25 protein-coding genes are annotated in these 21,436 nt (G+C 55.5%); 23 read left to right on the top strand and 2 right to left on the bottom strand.

Annotated features, from left to right (window positions below; all coding sequences use genetic code 11):
* Positions 1-2 precede the first annotated feature (2 nt).
* Positions 3-956 carry a 23S rRNA pseudouridine(955/2504/2580) synthase RluC gene (rluC, locus tag ACG1VR_RS14600; protein WP_167344794.1) on the top strand — a complete coding sequence of 318 codons (954 nt, stop codon included), beginning with the start codon at positions 3-5 and terminating at the stop codon, positions 954-956.
* Positions 957-990: 34 nt separating this feature from the next.
* On the opposite strand, the gene ACG1VR_RS14595 is transcribed toward rluC, so the two are convergent.
* Positions 991-1,575, bottom strand: a complete 585-nt coding sequence (locus ACG1VR_RS14595) for a Maf family protein (RefSeq protein ID WP_395489164.1) — start codon at positions 1,573-1,575, stop codon at positions 991-993.
* 142 nt (positions 1,576-1,717) lie between these two features.
* On the opposite strand from ACG1VR_RS14595, the gene yceD reads away from it, so the two are divergent.
* The 22 genes from yceD (at position 1,718) to ACG1VR_RS14485 (ending at position 20,301) form a co-directional block, all read left to right on the top strand.
* Positions 1,718-2,239, top strand: a complete 522-nt coding sequence (gene yceD / locus ACG1VR_RS14590) for a 23S rRNA accumulation protein YceD (protein ID WP_216376836.1) — start codon at positions 1,718-1,720, stop codon at positions 2,237-2,239.
* Positions 2,240-2,255: 16 nt separating this feature from the next.
* Positions 2,256-2,426 carry a 50S ribosomal protein L32 gene (rpmF, locus tag ACG1VR_RS14585; RefSeq protein ID WP_016535856.1) on the top strand — a complete coding sequence of 57 codons (171 nt, stop codon included), beginning with the start codon at positions 2,256-2,258 and terminating at the stop codon, positions 2,424-2,426.
* Between the two features lie 12 nt (positions 2,427-2,438).
* Positions 2,439-3,473: a phosphate acyltransferase PlsX gene (gene plsX, locus ACG1VR_RS14580; protein WP_071704086.1), complete on the top strand. Its 1,035-nt coding sequence runs from the start codon at positions 2,439-2,441 to the stop codon at positions 3,471-3,473.
* 6 nt (positions 3,474-3,479) lie between these two features.
* Entirely contained in the window at positions 3,480-4,433 is a 954-nt protein-coding gene (locus ACG1VR_RS14575; protein WP_016535858.1) for a beta-ketoacyl-ACP synthase III, read from the top strand.
* A gap of 17 nt (positions 4,434-4,450) precedes the next feature.
* Positions 4,451-5,380: an ACP S-malonyltransferase gene (fabD, locus tag ACG1VR_RS14570; RefSeq protein ID WP_039898087.1), complete on the top strand. Its 930-nt coding sequence runs from the start codon at positions 4,451-4,453 to the stop codon at positions 5,378-5,380.
* 13 nt (positions 5,381-5,393) lie between these two features.
* Entirely contained in the window at positions 5,394-6,128 is a 735-nt protein-coding gene (gene fabG / locus ACG1VR_RS14565; RefSeq protein WP_016535860.1) for a 3-oxoacyl-ACP reductase FabG, read from the top strand.
* Between the two features lie 154 nt (positions 6,129-6,282).
* Positions 6,283-6,519, top strand: a complete 237-nt coding sequence (acpP, locus tag ACG1VR_RS14560) for an acyl carrier protein (RefSeq protein WP_016535861.1) — start codon at positions 6,283-6,285, stop codon at positions 6,517-6,519.
* A gap of 85 nt (positions 6,520-6,604) precedes the next feature.
* On the top strand, positions 6,605-7,846 hold the full coding sequence (gene fabF / locus ACG1VR_RS14555) for a beta-ketoacyl-ACP synthase II (protein ID WP_039898088.1): 1,242 nt from the start codon (positions 6,605-6,607) through the stop codon (positions 7,844-7,846).
* A gap of 111 nt (positions 7,847-7,957) precedes the next feature.
* Positions 7,958-8,758, top strand: coding sequence for an aminodeoxychorismate lyase (pabC, locus tag ACG1VR_RS14550; RefSeq protein WP_395489163.1), 801 nt, complete (start codon positions 7,958-7,960; stop codon positions 8,756-8,758).
* Between the two features lie 10 nt (positions 8,759-8,768).
* A complete protein-coding gene (gene yceG, locus ACG1VR_RS14545) occupies positions 8,769-9,791 on the top strand; it encodes a cell division protein YceG (RefSeq protein ID WP_395489162.1) in 1,023 nt (340 codons plus the stop codon).
* Complete coding sequence (gene tmk / locus ACG1VR_RS14540) at positions 9,781-10,422, top strand: dTMP kinase (RefSeq protein ID WP_172567830.1); 642 nt, start codon at positions 9,781-9,783, stop codon at positions 10,420-10,422. The genes yceG and tmk overlap by 11 nt, the downstream gene beginning before the upstream one ends.
* On the top strand, positions 10,419-11,426 hold the full coding sequence (holB, locus tag ACG1VR_RS14535) for a DNA polymerase III subunit delta' (RefSeq protein WP_395489161.1): 1,008 nt from the start codon (positions 10,419-10,421) through the stop codon (positions 11,424-11,426). The genes tmk and holB overlap by 4 nt, the downstream gene beginning before the upstream one ends.
* A gap of 10 nt (positions 11,427-11,436) precedes the next feature.
* Complete coding sequence (locus tag ACG1VR_RS14530) at positions 11,437-12,231, top strand: metal-dependent hydrolase (RefSeq protein ID WP_395489160.1); 795 nt, start codon at positions 11,437-11,439, stop codon at positions 12,229-12,231.
* Between the two features lie 301 nt (positions 12,232-12,532).
* Positions 12,533-13,966 carry a PTS glucose transporter subunit IIBC gene (ptsG, locus tag ACG1VR_RS14525; protein ID WP_016535868.1) on the top strand — a complete coding sequence of 478 codons (1,434 nt, stop codon included), beginning with the start codon at positions 12,533-12,535 and terminating at the stop codon, positions 13,964-13,966.
* A gap of 237 nt (positions 13,967-14,203) precedes the next feature.
* Entirely contained in the window at positions 14,204-14,560 is a 357-nt protein-coding gene (hinT, locus tag ACG1VR_RS14520; protein ID WP_172567827.1) for a purine nucleoside phosphoramidase, read from the top strand.
* Positions 14,561-14,564: 4 nt separating this feature from the next.
* Positions 14,565-14,936: a YcfL family protein gene (locus ACG1VR_RS14515; RefSeq protein WP_016535871.1), complete on the top strand. Its 372-nt coding sequence runs from the start codon at positions 14,565-14,567 to the stop codon at positions 14,934-14,936.
* A 10-nt stretch (positions 14,937-14,946) separates the two neighbouring features.
* Complete coding sequence (gene lpoB / locus ACG1VR_RS14510; RefSeq protein WP_395489159.1) at positions 14,947-15,588, top strand: penicillin-binding protein activator LpoB; 642 nt, start codon at positions 14,947-14,949, stop codon at positions 15,586-15,588.
* The gene (gene thiK, locus ACG1VR_RS14505) at positions 15,566-16,426 is read left to right on the top strand and encodes a thiamine kinase (RefSeq protein WP_395489158.1); all 861 of its coding nucleotides are present in this window, start codon (positions 15,566-15,568) and stop codon (positions 16,424-16,426) included. The genes lpoB and thiK overlap by 23 nt, the downstream gene beginning before the upstream one ends.
* Positions 16,414-17,439 carry a beta-N-acetylhexosaminidase gene (gene nagZ / locus ACG1VR_RS14500; protein ID WP_039898089.1) on the top strand — a complete coding sequence of 342 codons (1,026 nt, stop codon included), beginning with the start codon at positions 16,414-16,416 and terminating at the stop codon, positions 17,437-17,439. The genes thiK and nagZ overlap by 13 nt, the downstream gene beginning before the upstream one ends.
* 41 nt (positions 17,440-17,480) lie before the next feature.
* Positions 17,481-18,023: an alpha/beta hydrolase YcfP gene (gene ycfP / locus ACG1VR_RS14495; protein ID WP_279044620.1), complete on the top strand. Its 543-nt coding sequence runs from the start codon at positions 17,481-17,483 to the stop codon at positions 18,021-18,023.
* 225 nt (positions 18,024-18,248) lie between these two features.
* The gene (locus tag ACG1VR_RS14490; RefSeq protein WP_039898090.1) at positions 18,249-19,553 is read left to right on the top strand and encodes an NAD(P)/FAD-dependent oxidoreductase; all 1,305 of its coding nucleotides are present in this window, start codon (positions 18,249-18,251) and stop codon (positions 19,551-19,553) included.
* 211 nt (positions 19,554-19,764) lie between these two features.
* Positions 19,765-20,301, top strand: coding sequence for a glycine zipper 2TM domain-containing protein (locus ACG1VR_RS14485; protein ID WP_395489157.1), 537 nt, complete (start codon positions 19,765-19,767; stop codon positions 20,299-20,301).
* A 48-nt stretch (positions 20,302-20,349) separates the two neighbouring features.
* On the opposite strand, the gene ACG1VR_RS14480 is transcribed toward ACG1VR_RS14485, so the two are convergent.
* Positions 20,350-21,369, bottom strand: coding sequence for a Gfo/Idh/MocA family oxidoreductase (locus ACG1VR_RS14480; protein WP_395489156.1), 1,020 nt, complete (start codon positions 21,367-21,369; stop codon positions 20,350-20,352).
* Positions 21,370-21,436 lie beyond the last annotated feature (67 nt).

Here is a 21,436-nt window from a genome sequence, read left to right as displayed (position 1 = left end):
CCATGAAAACAGAGACTCCTTCAGTAAAAATCGTTGCTATTTCCGCCGATGAGGCCGGGCAACGTATCGATAACTTTTTGCTCGCCCGCCTGAAAGGCGTGCCAAAAAGTATGATTTATCGCATCGTGCGTAAAGGTGAGGTGCGGGTAAACAAAAAACGCATCAAGCCCGAGTACAAACTTGAAGCCGGTGACGAAGTGCGTATCCCGCCGGTGCGCGTGGCCGAGCGTGAAGAAGAGGCCGTTTCCCCGCATCTGCAAAAAGTGGCGGCGCTGACCGATGCCATCCTTTACGAAGATGACCATATTCTCGTGCTCAACAAACCGTCCGGCACCGCAGTACACGGCGGCAGCGGCCTGAGCTTTGGCGTTATTGAAGGGCTGCGCGCCCTGCGCCCGGAAGCCCGCTTCCTCGAGCTGGTGCACCGCCTTGACCGCGATACATCCGGCGTTCTGCTGGTCGCCAAAAAACGCTCTGCGCTCCGTTCTTTGCATGAGCAATTGCGTGAGAAGGGGATGCAGAAAGACTATCTGGCGCTGGTTCGCGGGCAGTGGCAGTCCCACGTTAAAGCCGTGCAGGCTCCGCTGCTGAAAAATATTCTGCAAAGCGGGGAGCGCATTGTGCGGGTGAACAGCGAGGGGAAACCTTCAGAAACGCGCTTTAAAGTAGAAGAGCGCTATGAGTTCGCGACCCTGATGCGCTGTAGCCCGATTACCGGCCGTACCCATCAGATCCGCGTCCACACGCTGCACGCCGGGCATCCTATTGCCTTTGACGATCGCTACGGCGACCGTGAGTTTGATAAACAGCTGGCGGGAACCGGCCTTAACCGTCTATTCCTGCACGCCGCCGCGCTGAAGTTTACCCATCCGAACACCGGCGAGGTGATTCGTATTGAGGCGCCGCTGGACGACCAGCTTAAGCGCTGCCTCACGGTATTACGCAACGCTAAGTAAAGTTTAACGCTCCGCCCCGGCGGAGCGTTTTTGTTTAAGCCAGCAGAGGGTTACAGCCTTCGTTGCGCAGCATTTCGCACAGGCTAATCAGCGGCAGGCCAATTAAAGTATTCGGATCTTTTCCCTCAAGCCGGTTAAACAGCGTAATACCCAGCCCTTCGCTCTTAAAGCTCCCGGCGCACTGCAGCGGCTGCTCTTTTTGCACGTAGCGGCGAATTTCTTCTTCGCTCAGATGGCGAAAATGGACGTCGAAGGGTTCGCACAGAGTTTGCAGCTGACCGTTCCGGGAATTATAAAGCGCCAGCCCGGTATAAAAGGTCACAATAGTGCCGCGCGCCTGCAATAATTGCTGAACGGCATTCTCTTCGGTGTGCGGTTTTCCGGCAATTTGATTATTCAGTACACAAACCTGATCGGAGCCGATAATAAGATGCTCAGGATAATGTTCTTTTAATGCCTGGGCTTTGGCCTGAGCCAGGCGTGTGACCAACTGCCGTGCATCTTCGCCCGGGCGTGGCGTTTCATCGACCTGCGGAGCGGCGGCAATAAAAGGCAGGCCCAGTTTCTCCAGCAGGCTGCGGCGGAACGGGGAAGTGGACGCGAGAACAATCGGTTTCATATTTTTATCATTAAAGATAGCGAATTGGATAAAGGCATTTTAAACTGTGTCGCCGCAATGTGTGCGAATAAATGGCAAAAGGCGCTGTTCCCAGGCCTTTTTCTTTGACTCTATGACGTTACAAAGTTAATATGCGCGCCCTATGCAAAAGGTAAAATTACCCCTGACTCTTGATCCGGTTCGTACGGCTCAAAAACGCCTTGATTATGAGGGAGTGTATGCTTCCGATCAGGTTGAGCGTATTGCCGCATCTGTAGTCAGTGTGGACAGTGATGTAGAATGCTCCATGAGATTCGATATCGATAACCAGCGCCTCGCGGTAATAACCGGCGATGCAAAGGTGACGGTAACGCTCGAATGCCAGCGTTGCGGGAAACCGTTTGTGCGTCATGTTCACACAACATATTGTTTCAGTCCGGTTCGCTCCGACGAACAGGCTGAGGCACTCCCGGAAGCGTATGAGCCGATTGAGGTTAACGAATTCGGTGAAATCGATCTGCGGGCGCTGGTAGAAGATGAAGTTATCCTCTCCTTGCCTGTAGTTCCGGTGCATGATTCTGAACACTGTGAAGTGTCCGAGGCGGACATGGTCTTTGGCAAACTGCCTGAAGAGGCGGAGAAACCAAACCCATTTGCCGTATTAGCCAGTTTAAAGCGTAAGTAATTGAGGAGTAAGGTCCATGGCCGTACAACAGAATAAACCAACCCGTTCCAAACGTGGCATGCGTCGTTCCCATGACGCGCTGACCACCACCACCCTGTCCGTGGACAAAGTTTCTGGCGAAACTCATCTGCGTCACCACATCACTGCCGACGGTTTCTACCGCGGCCGTAAGGTTATCGCTAAGTAATCTGGCGCAACCTTGAGACGTCTAACCCTAGCGTTAGATGCCATGGGTGGGGACTTCGGTCCTTCCGTGACAGTGCCTGCAGCTTTGCAGGCACTGGACTCTGACTCTTCGCTAAACCTTCTTTTAGTCGGCAATCCCGACGCAATCACGCCATTACTTGCCAAAGCTGATTTCGAGCAACGCTCACGTCTGCAGATTATCCCTGCGGAATCGGTTATTGCCAGTGATGCCAGACCGTCTCAGGCTATCCGCGCCAGCCGTGGGTCGTCAATGCGTATTGCGCTTGAGCTGGTAAAAGAGGGGCGTGCAGAGGCCTGCGTCAGCGCCGGAAACACCGGGGCGTTGATGGGGCTGGCTAAATTATTGCTCAAGCCGATTGAGGGCATTGAGCGTCCGGCGCTGGTGACGGTATTGCCGCATCAGCAGAAGGGCAAAACGGTGGTGCTCGATCTCGGTGCCAACGTAGACTGCGACAGCACGATGCTGGTCCAGTTTGCCATTATGGGTTCCGTAATGGCCGAAGAAGTGCTCGGCGTAAGTCGGCCGCGCGTGGCGCTGCTGAATATCGGCGAGGAAGAGACTAAGGGGCTGGACAGTATCCGCGATGCCTCAGCATTACTAAAAACAATGCCTTCGATGAACTATATTGGATACCTTGAGGCCAACGAACTGTTGACCGGTAAAACCGATGTTCTGGTTTGTGACGGCTTTGTCGGCAATGTCACACTCAAGACGATGGAAGGTGTTGTCAGGATGTTCCTTTCGCTGCTGAAATCGCAGGGTGAAGGAAAAAAAAGGTCGTGGTGGCTGATAATATTGAAGAAATGGCTACAAAAACGCCTGATAAGGCGATTCAGTCACCTCAACCCCGACCAGTACAATGGCGCCTGTCTGTTAGGATTGCGCGGCACGGTGATTAAGAGCCACGGTGCGGCCAATCAGCGAGCGTTTGCTGTCGCGATTGAACAGGCAGTGCAGGCGGTGCGGCGGCAAGTTCCCACCAGAATTGCTGCCCGCCTGGAATCTGTATTACCCAAGAGTGATTGAGCGTAAATGCATACGAAGATTATTGGTACCGGCAGCTACCTGCCTGAACAAGTGCGTACTAACGCTGACCTTGAAAAAATGGTGGATACCTCTGACGAGTGGATCGTCACCCGTACCGGTATCCGTGAGCGCCATATCGCCGGGCCTGATGAAACCGTGTCAACCATGGGTTACGCAGCCGCTACCCGTGCGCTTGAAATGGCCGGCATTGATAAAAATGACATCGGCTTAATCGTCGTTGCCACGACTTCGTCGACGCATGCTTTCCCGAGCGCGGCCTGCCAGATTCAGGCGATGCTGGGCATTAAAGGCTGCCCGGCATTTGACGTAGCCGCTGCCTGCGCGGGCTTTACCTACGCGCTGAGCGTTGCCGATCAGTATGTTAAATCTGGCGCGGTAAAAAATGCGCTGGTGATCGGCGCTGACGTGCTGGCGCGCACCTGCGATCCGACCGATCGCGGCACAATTATTATTTTTGGTGACGGGGCCGGTGCTGTGGTACTGGGCGCGTCCGAAGAGCAGGGCATCATCTCTACCCATCTGCATGCGGACGGGAGTTATGGTGAGCTGCTGACTCTGCCGAATGCCGATCGCGTGAATCCTGAGAATTCAATTCACCTGACGATGGCCGGTAATGAAGTCTTTAAAGTCGCGGTGACCGAACTGGCTCACATTGTTGACGAAACCCTGGAAGCGAACAATCTCGATCGCTCAGCCCTCGACTGGCTGGTGCCGCACCAGGCTAACCTGCGTATCATCAGCGCAACCGCGAAAAAGCTCGGTATGCCGATGGATAACGTGGTGGTTACCCTGGACAGACACGGCAACACCTCTGCCGCGTCGGTTCCGGCCGCGCTGGATGAAGCAGTGCGTGACGGTCGTATCAAGCGTGGCCAACTGGTACTGCTTGAGGCGTTCGGCGGCGGCTTTACCTGGGGTTCAGCTCTGGTTCGTTTTTGATTAAAGGAATTTTCAACATGACGCAATTCGCTTTTGTTTTCCCGGGACAAGGCTCCCAGTCTGTTGGCATGCTGGCTGAACTTGCCGCCGCTAATCCGGTGATTGAAGCTACTTTCCGCGAAGCTTCCGACGCGCTGGGCTATGACCTGTGGGCGTTGGCTCAGCAGGGCCCGGCCGAAGAGCTGAACAAAACCTGGCAGACTCAGCCTGCGCTGCTGACCGCTTCAGTTGCCTTATGGCGTCTGTGGCAGCAGAAGGGTGGTAAAAGCCCTGTTCTGCTGGCGGGCCATAGCCTGGGTGAATACTCCGCGCTGGTGTGTGCCGGTGTGATTAATTTCGCCGATGCCGTTCGCCTGGTCGAACTGCGCGGTAAACTGATGCAGGATGCCGTGCCTGAAGGCACCGGCGCTATGTCCGCCATTATCGGTCTTGACGACGCCTCCATCGCGAAAGCGTGTGAAGAAGCGGCGCAGGGGCAGGTTGTTTCTCCGGTGAACTTTAACTCGCCTGGTCAGGTTGTGATTGCCGGTAATAAAGAAGCCGTAGAGCGTGCGGGTGCTGCCTGTAAAGCCGCGGGCGCGAAACGTGCTCTGCCGCTGCCGGTTAGCGTGCCGTCTCACTGCGCGCTGATGAAGCCTGCTGCCGACAAACTGGCGGTTGCGCTGGAAGAGATTACGTTTAATGCACCGACAGTTCCGGTAGTAAACAACGTCGATGTAAAATGTGAAACTTCGCCGGAAGCTATCCGTAGCGCGCTGGTTCGCCAGCTCTACAGCCCGGTGCAGTGGACGAAGTCAGTAGAATTTATGGCGGCGCAGGGCGTATCCCAGCTGCTGGAAGTCGGCCCGGGTAAAGTGCTGACCGGCCTGACTAAGCGCATTGTTGACACCATGACGGCGACGGCGATTAACGAGCCGGCTACGCTGTCAGCGGCGCTTGAACAATAAAACGAGGAAGACCATGAGTTTTGAAGGAAAAATTGCGCTGGTAACCGGCGCAAGCCGCGGTATCGGCCGCGCTATCGCTGAGACCTTAGTGGCTCGCGGCGCAAAAGTTATCGGTACTGCGACCAGCGAAAGCGGCGCGCAGGCTATCAGTGACTATCTGGGCGCGAACGGTAAAGGTTTCATGCTCAACGTGACCGACTCGGCTTCTATCGACTCGGTGCTCGGCAGCATTCGTGCAGAGTTTGGCGAAGTGGACATTCTGGTCAACAATGCCGGGATCACTCGTGATAACTTGCTGATGCGCATGAAAGATGACGAGTGGAACGATATTATCGAAACCAACCTGTCATCTGTTTTCCGTCTGTCAAAAGCGGTAATGCGAGCTATGATGAAAAAGCGTCATGGGCGTATTATCACTATCGGTTCTGTGGTTGGTACCATGGGAAATGCTGGTCAGGCTAACTACGCTGCGGCGAAGGCTGGTTTGATTGGCTTCAGTAAATCACTGGCGCGCGAAGTTGCGTCGCGTGGTATTACTGTAAACGTTGTTGCTCCGGGCTTTATTGAAACGGACATGACGCGTGCGCTCTCTGATGAACAGCGTGCGGGTATTCTGGCACAGGTTCCTGCGGGTCGCTTAGGCGACGCAAAAGAAATTGCCAGTGCTGTAGCATTCTTAGCCTCTGACGAAGCCGGGTACATCTCTGGTGAGACCCTGCACGTCAACGGCGGAATGTACATGGTTTAATCACGGTGAAAAATATTTGCGTTATTTGGGCGAATGCCCGCAAAATAGCGTAAAATCGTGGTAAGACCTGCCGGGATTTGGTTGCATCTTTTTCAACATTTTATACACTACGAAAACCATCGCGAAAGCGAGTTTTGATAGGAAATTTAAGAGTATGAGCACTATCGAAGAACGCGTTAAGAAAATCATTGGCGAACAACTGGGCGTTAAGCAGGAAGAAGTTACCAACTCCGCTTCCTTCGTTGAGGACCTGGGCGCTGATTCTCTTGACACCGTTGAGCTGGTAATGGCTCTGGAAGAAGAGTTTGATACTGAGATTCCGGACGAAGAAGCTGAGAAAATTACTACCGTTCAGGCTGCCATTGATTACATCAACGGTCACCAGGCGTAAGTGAACATCTCCAGGCGGTCATTCGACCGCCTGAGTTTTATCTGAATTGTCCCACTAGTATATTTTCCCTCCCTGGAGGACAAACGTGTCTAAGCGTCGTGTAGTTGTGACCGGACTGGGCATGTTGTCTCCTGTCGGCAATACCGTAGAGTCTACCTGGAAAGCTCTCCTTGCCGGTCAGAGTGGCATCAGCCTGATCGACCATTTCGATACTAGCGCCTATGCAACGAAATTTGCTGGCTTAGTAAAGGATTTTAACTGTGAAGACATTATCTCGCGCAAAGATCAGCGCAAGATGGATGAATTCATTCAATATGGAATTGTTGCTGGCGTTCAGGCCATGCAGGATTCTGGTCTGGAAGTAACGGAAGAAAATGCGACTCGTATCGGCGCTGCTATCGGCTCTGGTATTGGTGGCCTGACTCTTATTGAAGAAAACCACGCGTCGTTAGTTAACGGTGGCCCTCGTAAGATCAGCCCGTTCTTCGTACCCTCAACCATCGTCAACATGGTGGCAGGTCACCTGACCATTATGCTGGGGCTGCGTGGTCCGAGTATTTCCATTGCCACCGCTTGTACCTCCGGTGTGCATAACATTGGTCATGCTGCTCGCATTATCGCCTACGGTGATGCTGATGCGATGCTGGCCGGTGGCGCTGAAAAAGCCAGTAGCCCGCTGGGCGTTGGTGGCTTCGGTGCAGCTCGCGCGCTGTCTACCCGTAATGATAACCCGCAAGCGGCAAGCCGCCCGTGGGATAAAGATCGTGACGGTTTCGTACTCGGCGACGGCGCAGGCGTTATCGTGCTGGAAGAGTATGAGCACGCTAAGAAACGCGGTGCGAAAATTTATGCGGAAGTGGTCGGTTTTGGTATGAGCAGCGATGCCTACCATATGACTTCTCCGCCGGAAAACGGTGCAGGTGCCGCGCTGGCGATGGAAAACGCGCTGCGTGATGCCGGGATCTCCGCAGGGCAGGTTGGCTACGTCAACGCCCACGGAACCTCAACACCTGCTGGCGACAAAGCCGAAACTCAGGCGGTTAAGTCTATCTTTGGTGCAGATGCTGGCCGCGTGCTGGTCAGCTCTACCAAATCGATGACCGGCCACCTGTTGGGCGCGGCGGGCGCGGTAGAGTCAATTTACTCTATCCTTGCTCTGCGCGACCAGGCGGTACCGCCAACCATCAACCTCGATAACCCGGATGAAGGCTGCGACCTGGACTTTGTTCCACACGAAGCTCGTCAGGTTAGCGGTATGGAATACACGCTGTGTAACTCCTTCGGTTTTGGTGGCACTAACGGTTCTCTGATCTTCAAAAAGGTCTGACCGTCGCTTAAAAATGGCCCGCTTGCGGGCCATTTTGTTGTTCAGAATTCCCCTCTTGTCGCACGCTCATCCCTCTGGCAACCTTAATCATCCGCATCCCGAGGAATCCCTATGTACCTTATCAATGGTCAATGGCAGGACGCGCTGCCGGTAAACGACCGGGCGGTTCAGTTTGGCGACGGCTGCTTTACCACGGCCTGCATTACCGACGGCGGCGTTCGTTTTCTGGAAGATCATCTGCGTAGACTGCGGCAGGGCTGCGAGACGTTGATGATTGGTCCGCTGGACTGGCAGCTGCTTGCGGATGAGATGAAACAGCTGGCCGCGGCCGAGAAGAAAGCGGTTCTTAAAGTCATTATCTCTCGCGGCGCGGGTGGGCGCGGCTACAGTGCCGCAAATTGTACCCAGCCAACGCGTATACTTTCCGTTTCGCCTTATCCTGATTTTTACCTTGCCTGGCGCGAGCAGGGTGTCACCCTTGCGCTTAGCCCCGTGCGGCTGGGGCTGAACCCGACGCTTGCCGGTATTAAGCACCTTAATCGCCTTGAGCAGGTATTAATCCGCACGCATCTTGAACAGACGGACGCTCAGGAAGCCCTGGTTCTTGACAGCGAAGGGAGCCTGGTGGAATGCTGTGCGGCTAATTTATTCTGGCGTAAAGGCAGCAATGTCTACACGCCGCGTATCGACAGGGCGGGCGTCAACGGCACGATGCGGCAGCGCATTATTTCGCTGCTCGAGGGTTCACCCTGGCAACTTCAGCAAGTTATTGAAGCGCCGGAAACCCTGGCCGATGCGGATGAAATTATTATTTGTAATGCGTTGATGCCGGTTATTCCGGTGAACCAGGCCGAAGCCTGGCACTATACATCACGCGAGCTTTATCATTTTTTAGCCCCACTTTGTGAGTAGCCGATTACCGATGAAAAAGATGTTTCGTTTCTTTCTTGTTTTGCTGATTGTTCTGGGCGTTGCGGCCGGGGCAGGCGTGTGGAAGGTCAGCCAGCTGGCGAAAACACCGCTGCCGATTAAACAGGAAACTATATTCACCCTGAAACAGGGCACCGGGCGCCTGGCGCTGGGAACCCAGCTTTACGACGAGAAGCTCATCACCCGCCCGCGAGTCTTCCAGTGGCTGCTGCGCGTGAAGCCCGAGCTGGCGAAATTTAAGGCCGGGACTTACCGCTTTACGCCGGGGATGACGGTCAGCGATATGCTGGAGCTGCTTGCCAGCGGCAAAGAAGCGCAATTCCCGCTGCGTCTCGTTGAGGGGATGCGCCTGAGCGACCTGCTGGAACAGCTGCGCGAGGCACCATTCGTCCAGCACACTCTGAAAGACGACAGCTATGCCACGGTGGCTGAAACGCTGAAGTTTGAGCACCCCGAGTGGGTGGAAGGCTGGTTCTACCCTGATACGTGGATGTACACCGCCAACACGACCGATGTGGCGCTGCTCAAACGCGTACATCAAAAAATGGTAAAAGCGGTGGCGCAGGCCTGGGAGAGTAAGATCGACAGCCTGCCGTATAAAACCGAAAACGATCTGGTCACCATGGCTTCGATCATTGAAAAAGAGACCGCGGTGGCCAGCGAGCGCGACCAGGTTGCTTCGGTATTTATCAACCGCCTGCGGATCGGCATGCGCCTGCAAACCGACCCAACCGTTATCTACGGGATGGGAGAAAGTTATAATGGTAAGCTGACGCGCAAAGATCTGGAAACGCCGACGCCATACAATACTTATGTGATTAGCGGCATGCCGCCGGGGCCTATTGCTATCCCGAGCGAGGCTTCGCTTCAGGCCGCCGCGCACCCGGCTAAAACGCCGTACCTTTATTTTGTTGCCGACGGTAAAGGCGGGCACACTTTTAGCACCAATCTCGCCAGCCATAACAAGGCGGTGCAGGTTTATATCAAAGCACTCAAGGATAAGAATGGACAGTAAATTTATCGTCATCGAAGGGCTTGAAGGAGCGGGTAAAACCAACGCCCATAACGTTGTGGTGGCGACCTTAAAAGAGCTTGGTATCAGCGACCTTACCTTCACCCGCGAGCCGGGCGGCACGCCGCTGGCCGAACGCCTGCGCGAGCTGACGCTCAATAACGCCGGTATCGGTGATGAAAAGGTTACCGACAAGGCCGAGGTGCTGATGTTTTACGCCGCCCGCATCCAGCTGGTAGAGACGGTTATCAAGCCCGCCCTGGCTCGTGGAAGCTGGGTGATTGGCGACAGGCATGACCTGTCTACCCAGGCTTATCAGGGCGGCGGCCGTCAAATCGACCAAAGTCTGCTGATGGCGCTGCGCAACACGGTGCTGGGAGACTTTTACCCCGACCTGACTATTTATCTCGACGTGACCCCGGAAGTCGGGCTGACCCGCGCCCGCGCCCGCGGCGAGCTGGATCGCATCGAACAGGAGTCTATCGACTTCTTCAACCGCACCCGCGCCCGTTATCTTGAGCTGGCGGGCAGCGATTCTCGGATTAAAACCATCGACGCCACTCGCCCGCTGGATGATGTCTCCCTTGCGGTACGTGAAGCGGTACTGAGCTGGTATCGGGAGCAGGCAGAGTGAAATGGTATCCGTGGCTACGCGGCGCTTTTGAGCAGCTAATCGGCCAGTATCAGGCAGGCCGCGGACATCATGCCCTCATGGTTCACGCTTTGCCAGGCCTTGGCGATGACGCCCTGGTTTACGCAATCTGCCGCTGGCTGATGTGCCAGACCCCGGAAGGCAGCAAAAGCTGCGGGCGTTGCCACAGTTGCCAGCTGATGCAGGCCGGAACGCACCCGGACAGCTACACCCTGCAGGTAGAAAAAGGGAAATCAAGCCTGGGTGTCGATGCGGTTCGTGAGATAACCGAAAAGCTTTATACCCATGCGCAGCAGGGCGGGGCGAAGGTTGTCTGGCTAAAAGATGCTGACATGCTGACCGAGGCCGCCGCCAACGCCCTGCTGAAAACCCTTGAAGAACCCCCGGCTAACACCTGGTTTTTCCTCAGCAGCCGCGAACCGGCCCATCTGCCTGCCACGCTGCGTAGCCGCTGTCTCTACTGGCACCTTGCGCCCCCGGACGAGAGCTTTGCTCTGGCCTGGCTGGCGCGGGAAACGAGTCAGGGCCAGGCTCAACTTCAGGCGGCCCTGCGGCTTAGTTCCGGGGCGCCCGCAGCGGCTCTCGAGCTGTTACAGCCCGAGCAATGGAAACTTCGCCAACAGCTGTGCGATAAGCTGGGCCAGGCCGGTGCCGCCGGTAATCTGCTTGCGCTGCTGCCCGCGCTCAACCATGAGGATGCCTCCCGCCGCGTTCACTGGCTTTGCGCCCTGCTAGTTGATGCCCTGAAATGGCAGCAGGGAGCCGGAGACTGGCTCACCAATGTCGATATGCAGCCGCTGGTGGCGGCTCTGGCATCGCGGCATTCGCCTGCGGTCTTACAAAGCGTGCTGCACCACTGGTTTACCTGCCGCGAAGCGTTGCTTAACGTGGTAGGCGTTAACCGCGAGCTGCTGCTCACCGAAAGTCTTCTTACTTGGGAGCGCCGGTCTCGTCCCGGCGCGATGCTCCCCTCACATCATCTCTAAGAGTATTGCTATGTTCCTGGTTGACTCACACTGCCATCTCGATGGCCTCGACTATCAAACCCTGCACAAAAACGTTGATGACGTTCTGGAAAAGGCCGCCGCGCGGGATGTTAAATTTTTCCTCGCCGTAGCGACCACGCTTGACGGCTATCGCGGCATGCGCGAACTGGTTGGGGAGCGCGACAACGTGGCTTTCTCCTGCGGCGTGCATCCGCTTAACCAGGATGAAGAATATAACGTAGAAGAGCTGCGCCGCCTGGCCGCAGAACCCGGCGTTGTGGCGATGGGTGAAACCGGGCTGGACTATTTTTATACGCCGGAAACTAAAGAGCGCCAGCAGGAGTCTTTCCGCAACCACATCCGCATTGGCCGCGAGCTGAACAAGCCGGTTATCGTCCATACCCGCGATGCGCGCGCCGACACGCTCGCCATCCTGCAGGAAGAAAAAGTGACAGAGTGCGGTGGGGTACTACACTGTTTCACGGAAGACAGAGAAACTGCGGGCAAACTGCTGGATATGGGGTTTTATATTTCGTTCTCCGGCATCGTGACCTTCCGTAATGCTGAGCAACTGCGCGATGCGGCTCGTTACGTGCCGCTGGACAGAATGCTGGTGGAAACCGACTCGCCGTATCTCGCGCCGGTTCCGCATCGCGGCAAGGAAAACCAGCCTGGAATGACGCGCGACGTTGCCGAGTACATGGCCGTTTTAAAGGGCGTTTCGCTGGAAGAACTGGCGTCAACGACCACGCAAAACTTTGCTGATTTGTTCCATATTCCCTTGTCCCGCCTGCAATCTCTCTGAAATCCATAGTTATTTTAAAGCTCGTAATTAATACACGAAGCGAGTAAAGTGCACCGCCACAAAAGGGGCGGTGTACGCCCTTTTTGAACTGTTTGTGTACGCTTTATGTAAATTACTGAAAGTTTTTCGCTCGGCTGGCTGAGAAACGTGATAGCCGTCAAACAAAGTTTTAGTTATTTATTTTACTCTTCGTAATAATTAAAAGGGCACTTAGATGTCCTGTTGATGAGCCGGTTCTCCCCCCGGTTCGATGCGTAAATGCGTACAAAAAAAGCACAAATACTCAGGAGCACTCTCAATTATGTTTAAGAATGCATTTGCTAACCTGCAAAAGGTGGGTAAATCGCTGATGCTGCCAGTATCCGTACTGCCTATCGCAGGTATCCTGCTGGGCGTCGGGTCTGCAAACTTCAGCTGGCTGCCGGTCGTCGTATCCCACGTTATGGCGGAGGCGGGCGGTTCGGTCTTCGCCAACATGCCGCTGATCTTTGCTATCGGTGTTGCGCTGGGCTTCACTAACAACGACGGCGTTTCCGCACTGGCTTCGGTCGTTGCCTATGGCATCATGGTGAAAACCATGGCCGTGGTTGCGCCTCTGGTACTGCACCTGCCTGCGGAAGAAATTGCCGCTAAACACCTGGCGGATACCGGCGTTCTCGGCGGTATTATCTCCGGTGCTATCGCAGCGTACATGTTTAACCGCTTCTACCGCATCAAGCTGCCTGAGTATCTGGGCTTCTTCGCCGGTAAGCGCTTTGTGCCTATCATTTCTGGTCTGGCCGCTATCTTCACCGGTATCGTGCTGTCCTTCATCTGGCCACCAATCGGGACGGCTATCCAGACCTTCTCCCAGTGGGCTGCTTACCAGAACCCGGTTGTAGCATTCGGTATCTATGGCTTCATCGAGCGTTGCCTGGTACCGTTTGGTCTGCACCACATCTGGAACGTTCCATTCCAGATGCAGATTGGTGAGTTCACCAACTCTGCGGGCCAGGTATTCCACGGTGATATCCCTCGCTACATGGCAGGCGACCCAACCGCAGGTAAACTGTCCGGTGGCTTCCTGTTCAAAATGTACGGCCTGCCGGCTGCTGCGATTGCAATCTGGCACTCTGCTAAACCAGAGAACCGTGCAAAAGTGGGCGGTATCATGATCTCCGCCGCGCTGACTTCGTTCCTGACCGGTATCACCGAGCCAATCGAATTCTCCTTCATGTTCGTGGCGCCGATCCTGTACGTTATCCACGCGATTCTGGCTGGCCTGGCATTCCCAATCTGTATTCTGCTGGGTATGCGTGACGGGACTTCCTTCTCACACGGTTTGATTGACTTCATCGTGCTGAGCGGTAACAGCAGCAAGCTGTGGCTGTTCCCAATCGTCGGTATCTGCTACGCGATTGTGTACTACACCATTTTCCGCGTACTGATTAAGGCGCTGGATCTGAAAACCCCGGGTCGTGAAGACGCCACCGCAGAAAGCACCGCTGGCGTGACCAGCGAAATGGCTCCTGCTCTGGTTAACGCTTTCGGCGGTAAAGAAAACATCACTAACCTCGACGCCTGTATTACCCGTCTGCGTGTTAGCGTGGCCGACGTTGCCAAAGTCGACCAGGCTGGCCTGAAGAAATTGGGTGCAGCAGGTGTGGTTGTCGCAGGTTCCGGCGTTCAGGCTATTTTCGGCACCAAGTCCGATAACCTGAAAACCGAAATGGATGAGTGGATCCGTAACAACTAAGTTTGTTCGGGGAGCGATAAGGGAGGCGAAAGCCTCCCTTTTTTGTTGCCTACAAATCAATGCTCGTTGGTGTTTCTTCTCTCATATAAGATTTGCCAGCGGTCCTCGGGGAGGCGAAAGCCTCCCTTTTTTGTTTTAAAGGCCAGCACTTAACTAAAGAAAAGCACGCTGAAGGTTGAGTCAATTGAGCGCCTCGCTCATACTCCCATCACCGTTTTCTCCTTCAAGGAACAGGTCATGGCCGAAGAAACTATTTTCAGCAAAATTATTCGTCGTGAAATTCCGGCGGATGTGGTTTATCAGGACGAGCTGGTTACCGCGTTTCGCGATATCTCCCCTCAGGCTCCAACCCATATTCTTATTATTCCGAACGTACTTATTCCTACCGCTAACGACGTCAAAGCCGAACACGAGCTGGCGCTGGGGCGCATGATGACCGTAGCGGCCAAAATTGCGCAGCAGGAAGGGATTGCCGAGGACGGCTACCGCCTGATAATGAACTGCAACCGCCACGGCGGGCAGGAAGTCTATCATATCCATATGCACCTGCTGGGCGGCCGTCCGCTTGGGCCGATGCTGGCGCATAAGGGCTAATCCGATGCAGCGCTTTTTCCTTTGCCTGTTAGCCACGTTGCTGATGGCGGGCTGTAGCTCGCGCCCGGCGATCCCGGTGAATAACGATCAAACGCTGGTAATGGAAGCCGCAGTTCTGGCCGCAGGGATTAGCGCCGAAAAACCGGATATTTCACGTCAGGATGGCGCAACCGTTGCCGAGGCCTCGCTGTATAATGAACAGCACAAGCCGGTTACGCTGTACTATCGTTTCTACTGGTATGACGCAAAAGGGCTGGAAATCCATCCGCTCGAAAAAGTGCAAACCGTTACCCTCCCGGCGCAGTCAGCATTAGTCGTTCACTCGACGGCTGCGTATCCGGGGGCTAAAAAAGTGCGTCTTTCTCTCTCTCTGTAAGGAGTGAATTTTGATTAGGGGACTTCATCGTTATCTGGCCGCCACCGTCGTGGCGCTGGTGCTTACCGGGTGTATTAACCGCGGCGAACAGCCCGCGCCGGTAGAAGAAGCTAAGCCAGGCGTTGAGCAGCCAGCTCAGCCGGAACCTACTGTACCAACCGTGCCGACGGTGCCAACGCAGCCAGGGCCTGTTGAGCAGCCGCAGCCGACGATCCCGGCGCAGCCTAAGGTTCGCACCTACGACTGGGGCAGTTCCATCCAGCCGATGGTGGGCAAAATGCTGCAGGCAGACGGCGTAACGCCGGGCAGCGTCCTGCTGGTGGACAGCGTCAATAACCGCACCAACGGCAGCCTGCAAACCAGCGGCGCGACCGAAGCGCTGCGCGGGGCGCTTGCCAACAATAACAAGTTTACTCTGGTGTCCGCCCAGCAGCTCTCCATGGCGAAACAGCAGCTTGGTCTTTCACCGCAGGACAGCCTCGGCAGCCGCAGCAAAGCTATCGGCATTGCGCGCAACACCGGCGCTCAGTACGTGCTGTACACCAACGCCAGCGGCAATGTGAACACGCCAACCCTGAAAATGCAGCTGATGCTGGTGCAAACCGGGGAAATTATCTGGTCGGGTAGCGGTGCTGTTCAGCAAACCAACTAAGGCGTCTCTGGACGCCATTATTGCCCGATATCTTCCGGCGGCCCAGGCCGCCGGTTGTTTTTCTGCTCTCGAAGGGCTGAGCGGCACCAGCTACCGTCTGGTGACGGAGCAGGGTAATTTCACGGCAAGGAAACTATCTCCCCAGCGCCTGCCGGGTCTGTCTTTGCAACGGCATTACCGGGCGCTTAAACGACTACCGGCTGGCATTGCGCCAAAGCCGTATTGCCTGGTAGAGGGCTGGCTGCTGACGCGCTGGCTGGAAGGAGAAGTTTCCCCGGCTCTGCCGCCGCTCAGGGAATTAACCGGCTTATTGTATTATCTTCACCGTCAGCCGCCGTTTGGCTGGCGCATTAGTCTGGTGCCGCTGCTGGAGTTTTACTGGCAGGAGAGCGATCCCAAAAGGCGAACGCTGGCCTGGCTGAGAGAGCTGAAGCGCCTCAAACGAGCCAAAGAGCCGCGTCCCCTGCGGCTGGCACCATTGCATATGGATGTCCACGCCGGGAATCTGGTACGGCAGGGCGACGGCCAGCCGGGGCTTATCGACTGGGAATATGCCGGTGACGGTGATATTGCCCTGGAGCTGGCGGCGGTGCTGGCCGCTAACCCCGTCGACGGCGAGGCGCTGCTGGTGCAGTATGCCGCATTGGCGTCGCTTAACGTTGATAAGCTCCGCCAGCAGGTTACGCGCTGGCAGCCGTGGATAGCGTTGCTTATGGCGTCCTGGTATGAATGCCGCTGGCGGCAAACCGGACAACAACACTTTATTACGCTGGCAGACGACGCATGGCGTGCGCTGCGTGCGATGAAACATCAGGAGAGAGTATCGTGGGCCCAGTAATGTTGGATGTGGCTGGCTTTGAGCTGGATGCCGAAGAGCGTGAAATATTGCAGCACCCGCTGGTGGGTGGGTTAATTCTGTTTACCCGCAACTACCATGACCCGGAGCAGCTGCGCGAGCTGGTTCGTCAGATCCGTGAAGCCTCGCGCAACCGTCTGGTGGTCGCCGTCGATCAGGAAGGCGGCCGCGTTCAGCGTTTCCGGGAAGGTTTTACCCGCCTGCCTGCCGCACAATCTTTTGCCGCGCTGCACGGGCTGGAAGCGGGCGGTAAGCTGGCGGAAGAAGCCGGCTGGCTGATGGCGAGCGAAATGATTGCCATGGATATCGACATCAGCTTCGCGCCGGTGCTGGATATCGGGCATATCAGCGCGGCAATCGGCGAGCGTTCTTATCATGAAGATCCGGCCAAAGCGCTGGCGATGGCGACCCGCTTTATCGACGGCATGCATGCCGCAGGAATGAAAACCACCGGGAAACACTTCCCGGGGCACGGAGCGGTCAAGGCGGACTCCCATAAAGAAACGCCGCATGACCCGCGCCCGCAGGAAGAAATTCGCCGCCATGACATGAGCATTTTTGCTTCGCTGATTAGCGAAAATAAGCTGGATGCCATCATGCCCGCGCACGTTATTTACGATGAGGCTGACCCTCGCCCGGCCAGCGGCTCCGAATACTGGCTGAAAACGGTATTGCGCGGTGAACTGGGCTTTAACGGCGTGATTTTCTCTGACGATCTGTCGATGGAAGGCGCGGCAATCATGGGCAGCTACGCCGAACGTGGCCAGGCTTCACTGGATGCGGGTTGCGATATGATCCTCGTCTGCAATAATCGTAGTGGAGCGGTGAGCGTGCTGGATAACCTGTCTCCGGTCAAAGCGGAACGTGTTACAGGTTTGTATCATAAGGGTTCGTTTACCCGTCAGGAACTGCGCTCGTCGGCGCGCTGGAAGCAGGTTAACCAGCAGCTTGAAGCGTTGCATGAGCAGTGGCAGGCCCAGAAGGCGGGCGTCTAATATTCAGGCCGTGAGGCCTGATTGTATGCGGTGAGGATGCGATGATTATCTATTTACACGGTTTTGACTCAAACAGTCCCGGTAACCATGAAAAAGTGCTCCAGCTTCAGTTTATTGACCCGGATGTTCGGCTTATCAGCTACAGCACGCTGCACCCGAAACATGACATGCAGCACCTGCTCAAAGAAGTGGATAAAATGCAGCAGCTCACCGACGATGAGCGGCCGCTGATCTGCGGCGTGGGGCTGGGTGGCTTCTGGGCAGAGCGCATCGGTTTTCTGTGCGATATGCGGCAGGTGATTTTCAACCCGAATCTCTATCCGCATGAAAACATGGAAGGGAAAATAGACCGCCCGGAAGAGTATGCGGATATCACCACCAAATGCGTGCAGAACTTCCGCGAGAAAAACCGCGACCGCTGCCTGGCTATCCTCTCGCGTAATGACGAAGCGCTGGATAACAAACGCAGCGCCGAAGCTCTGCATCGCTACTATGAGATAGTCTGGGACGAGCAGCAAACCCATAAATTCAAGAACATATCTCCGCATCTTCAGCGCATTAAAGCCTTTAAAACCCTCGGCTAATTTCCCCGTCTTCGCCGGTCAAAAACAGAGGTCAGCCAGGCGGCTGGCCTTTTTGTTTATCTTTTCGGCATAAAAAATTGATGTACATCAATTTTGGTATGACCAATGCACCCTTCATGTTATTCTCGATAAAGTTCAGCAATTTTACTGAACTAACCCTTTGTTAACTAAAGGTTATTTAGATAACTTTTAGTTAACAATTGGTTAATATTTTAGGGGGTCAAGTTGACTACGCCATTGAAAAAAATAGTGATTGTCGGCGGTGGAGCAGGTGGTCTGGAGCTTGCGACTCAGCTGGGTAAAAAACTGGGGCGCGGCAAAAAAGCCAAAATCACCCTGGTCGACCGCAACCACAGCCATCTGTGGAAGCCTCTGCTGCATGAAGTTGCCACCGGCTCTCTGGATGAAGGCGTGGATGCGCTCAGCTACCTGGCGCACGCCCGCAACCACCACTTCCAGTTCCAGCTGGGTTCGGTGGTCGACATCAACCGCGAAAGCAAAACGCTGACCATCGCCGAACTGCGCGACGAGAAGGGCGAGCTGCTGGTTCCCGAGCGTAAAGTGCCTTACGACACGCTGGTGATGGCGCTGGGGAGCACTTCCAACGACTTCAACACGCCGGGCGTGAAGGACAACTGCATCTTCCTCGACAACCCGCACCAGGCTCGTCGTTTCCACTCCGAGATGCTGAACCTGTTCCTGAAATACTCCGCTAACCTTGGCGCGAGCGGCAAAGTGAATATTGCCATCGTCGGCGGCGGGGCAACGGGCGTTGAGCTGTCTGCCGAGCTGCATAACGCGGTGAAACAGCTGCACAGCTACGGCTACAAAGGGCTGACTAATGAAGCGCTGAATGTGACGCTGGTTGAAGCCGGGGAACGTATTCTGCCTGCGCTGCCGCCGCGTATTTCCGCAGCAGCCCACAGCGAACTGACCAAGCTTGGCGTGCGTGTGCTGACCCAAACTATGGTCACCAGCGCCGAAGCTCACGGCCTGAACACCAAAGACGGCGAGTTTATCGAAGCGGATCTGATGGTCTGGGCTGCGGGAATTAAAGCGCCTGATTTCCTGAAAGATATCGGCGGCCTGGAAACCAACCGCATCAACCAGCTGGTGGTTGAGCCTACGCTGCAAACTACCCGTGACCCGGATATTTATGCTATCGGCGACTGTGCATCCTGCGCCCGTCCGGAAGGCGGTTTTGTGCCTCCGCGCGCCCAGGCTGCTCATCAGATGGCTTCCCGCGCCCTGACCAACATTCTGGCGCAGATGAAAGGCCAGCCGCTGAAGGCGTACAGCTATAAAGATCACGGCTCGCTGGTTTCGTTGTCTAAATTCTCCACCGTGGGCAGCCTGATGGGTAACCTGATGCGCGGTTCGATGATGGTAGAAGGGCGCATCGCTCGCTTCGTCTACATCTCGCTTTACCGCATGCATCAGATTGCGCTCCACGGCTACTTCAAGACCGGCCTGATGATGCTGGTTGGCAGTATCAACCGCGTGATCCGCCCGCGCCTGAAGCTGCACTAAGATTTATTTTTCCCGCAAACCCGGCCATCGTGCCGGGTTTTTTATTGGCTGTATCAGCATAAAATTCGGCATATTCCGAACCCGCGCCTCAGAGTTGTCTTAAACACGAAGTTTCACCGCATTATCCCGCACTTTTCATCCGCAGTCTGATTTCTCAAACCCGTCACCTGAGTGCAAAATTAGGTTAACAACAAGGTCAGGAGGATGTCCTGTGAATAAATCAATGTTAGCGGGTATTGGTATTGGCGTGGCCGCTGCGCTGGGTGTAGCCGCGGTCGCCAGTCTTAACGTATTTAATAGCGGCCCCCAGTACGCACAGGTGGTTTCCGCCACGCCAATCAAGGAAACGGTAAAAACGCCGCGTCAGGAATGTCGGAATGTGGCCGTGACGCACCGTAAACCGGTTCAGGATGAGAACCGCATTCTCGGCTCTGCGCTGGGTGCGGTAGCGGGCGGCGTGCTGGGCCACCAGTTCGGCGGCGGCCGTGGCAAAGATGTTGCTACCGTAGTCGGGGCATTGGGCGGCGGTTACGCCGGTAACCAGGTCCAGGGCGCGATGCAGGACGGCGATACCTACACCACGACGCAGCAGCGCTGTAAGACCGTGTACGGCAAATCAGAAAAAATGCTCGGCTACGACGTAACCTACAAGATTGGCGATCAGCAGGGGAAAATCCGCATGGATAAAGATCCCGGCACGCAAATCCCGCTCGACGGTAAAGGCCAGCTGGTGCTGAATAAAGCCTGATGAATTGTTGAGAGGAAAAACCCGCTGGTTAAAGGCGGGTTTTTTCGTTTAATGCGTACCACGCAGCTGCTGCTGGAGAGTCAGTAAAGCCCTGACCTCGTGAATTCTGCGCCGGGTGAAATCCGCAACGGCCTGAGGAGAGCGGGCAAATAGCGTGGCTACGCCAAAAATCACTTCTCCCAGGCAGCGGTCGTAAAGCGGGCCGCTGGCATCGAGAACAATTTCATCGTTAATGATGATTTTCTCTTCGCTGCCGCGCCGGTCAGCGCTGATAGTCCGGCCATCTTTCAGCACGATATTGATACCTTTCTGCCCGCCAGCGGGGCCTGCGTATTTATTTAGCTGCAATACGCAGGGAATACCGCCCAGCTCGCCGCGCAGTAGCGCCTGGCCTTCGGCGGTAGTGACGTCTCCGGAGGCAATATTATTGCCGAGCCTGTCTTTTGCCAGTAACAACTCAAGGCTGAGCGACTCATCCGCTCCTGCCAGCATTAGCGTTTCCCGCATCATCGCCAGCACATGAGTACCGATATCAACAATCACGCCGTCCGGGTGGCGCAGTATGCGGGTGTCGGCCTCGCCGGTAGCAAAATTCAGCGCAATGGGTTCTCCAGCCGGGTTAAAGCCGCTTGGCTCCAGCAAAAAGCCTTCGATACGGTCTATCTCTTCCAGGCGGGGGATAAACTGCGCCGCATCGGTTCTTACCATCCAGTGATCCAGCGCCAGGACGCGGCCTGCCGTTGCCGGGTCGCTTAAGAGCTGCGCTAACTCCTCCAGCTGTTCAAGCGTTGCGGCCACGGGCTTTTCCACCACCACGGGCAGGGCGCTCTGTTGCAGCACGCTTTTCAGCATCGGTAAGTGCTGGAGAGAAGAGGTGGTGATAAACACCAGGTCTAATTGCTGAGCAAGCAGCTGCCCTAAAGAGGGCAGGAAGGTAATGAATTCAGAGCAGTAACGCGGTGCGGGGTCGAAGCCATAACAAACAACGTCGTGGCGAGCGAGACGGCGGATCGCCGGGAGATAGGCCGTTTCAATGACGCTGCCCACGCCGATAAAACCAATATTCATGACGCCCTCTGAAAAATAAATAGCGTTAAATAGCCCTTATTTTTAAAAGACTATTTGCCGGCGGTCG

The organism is Cedecea davisae, assembly GCF_044095835.1.
Taxonomy (GTDB): Bacteria; Pseudomonadota; Gammaproteobacteria; order Enterobacterales; family Enterobacteriaceae; genus Cedecea; species Cedecea davisae.
This window is presented reverse-complemented; position numbering and strand designations above follow the sequence as displayed.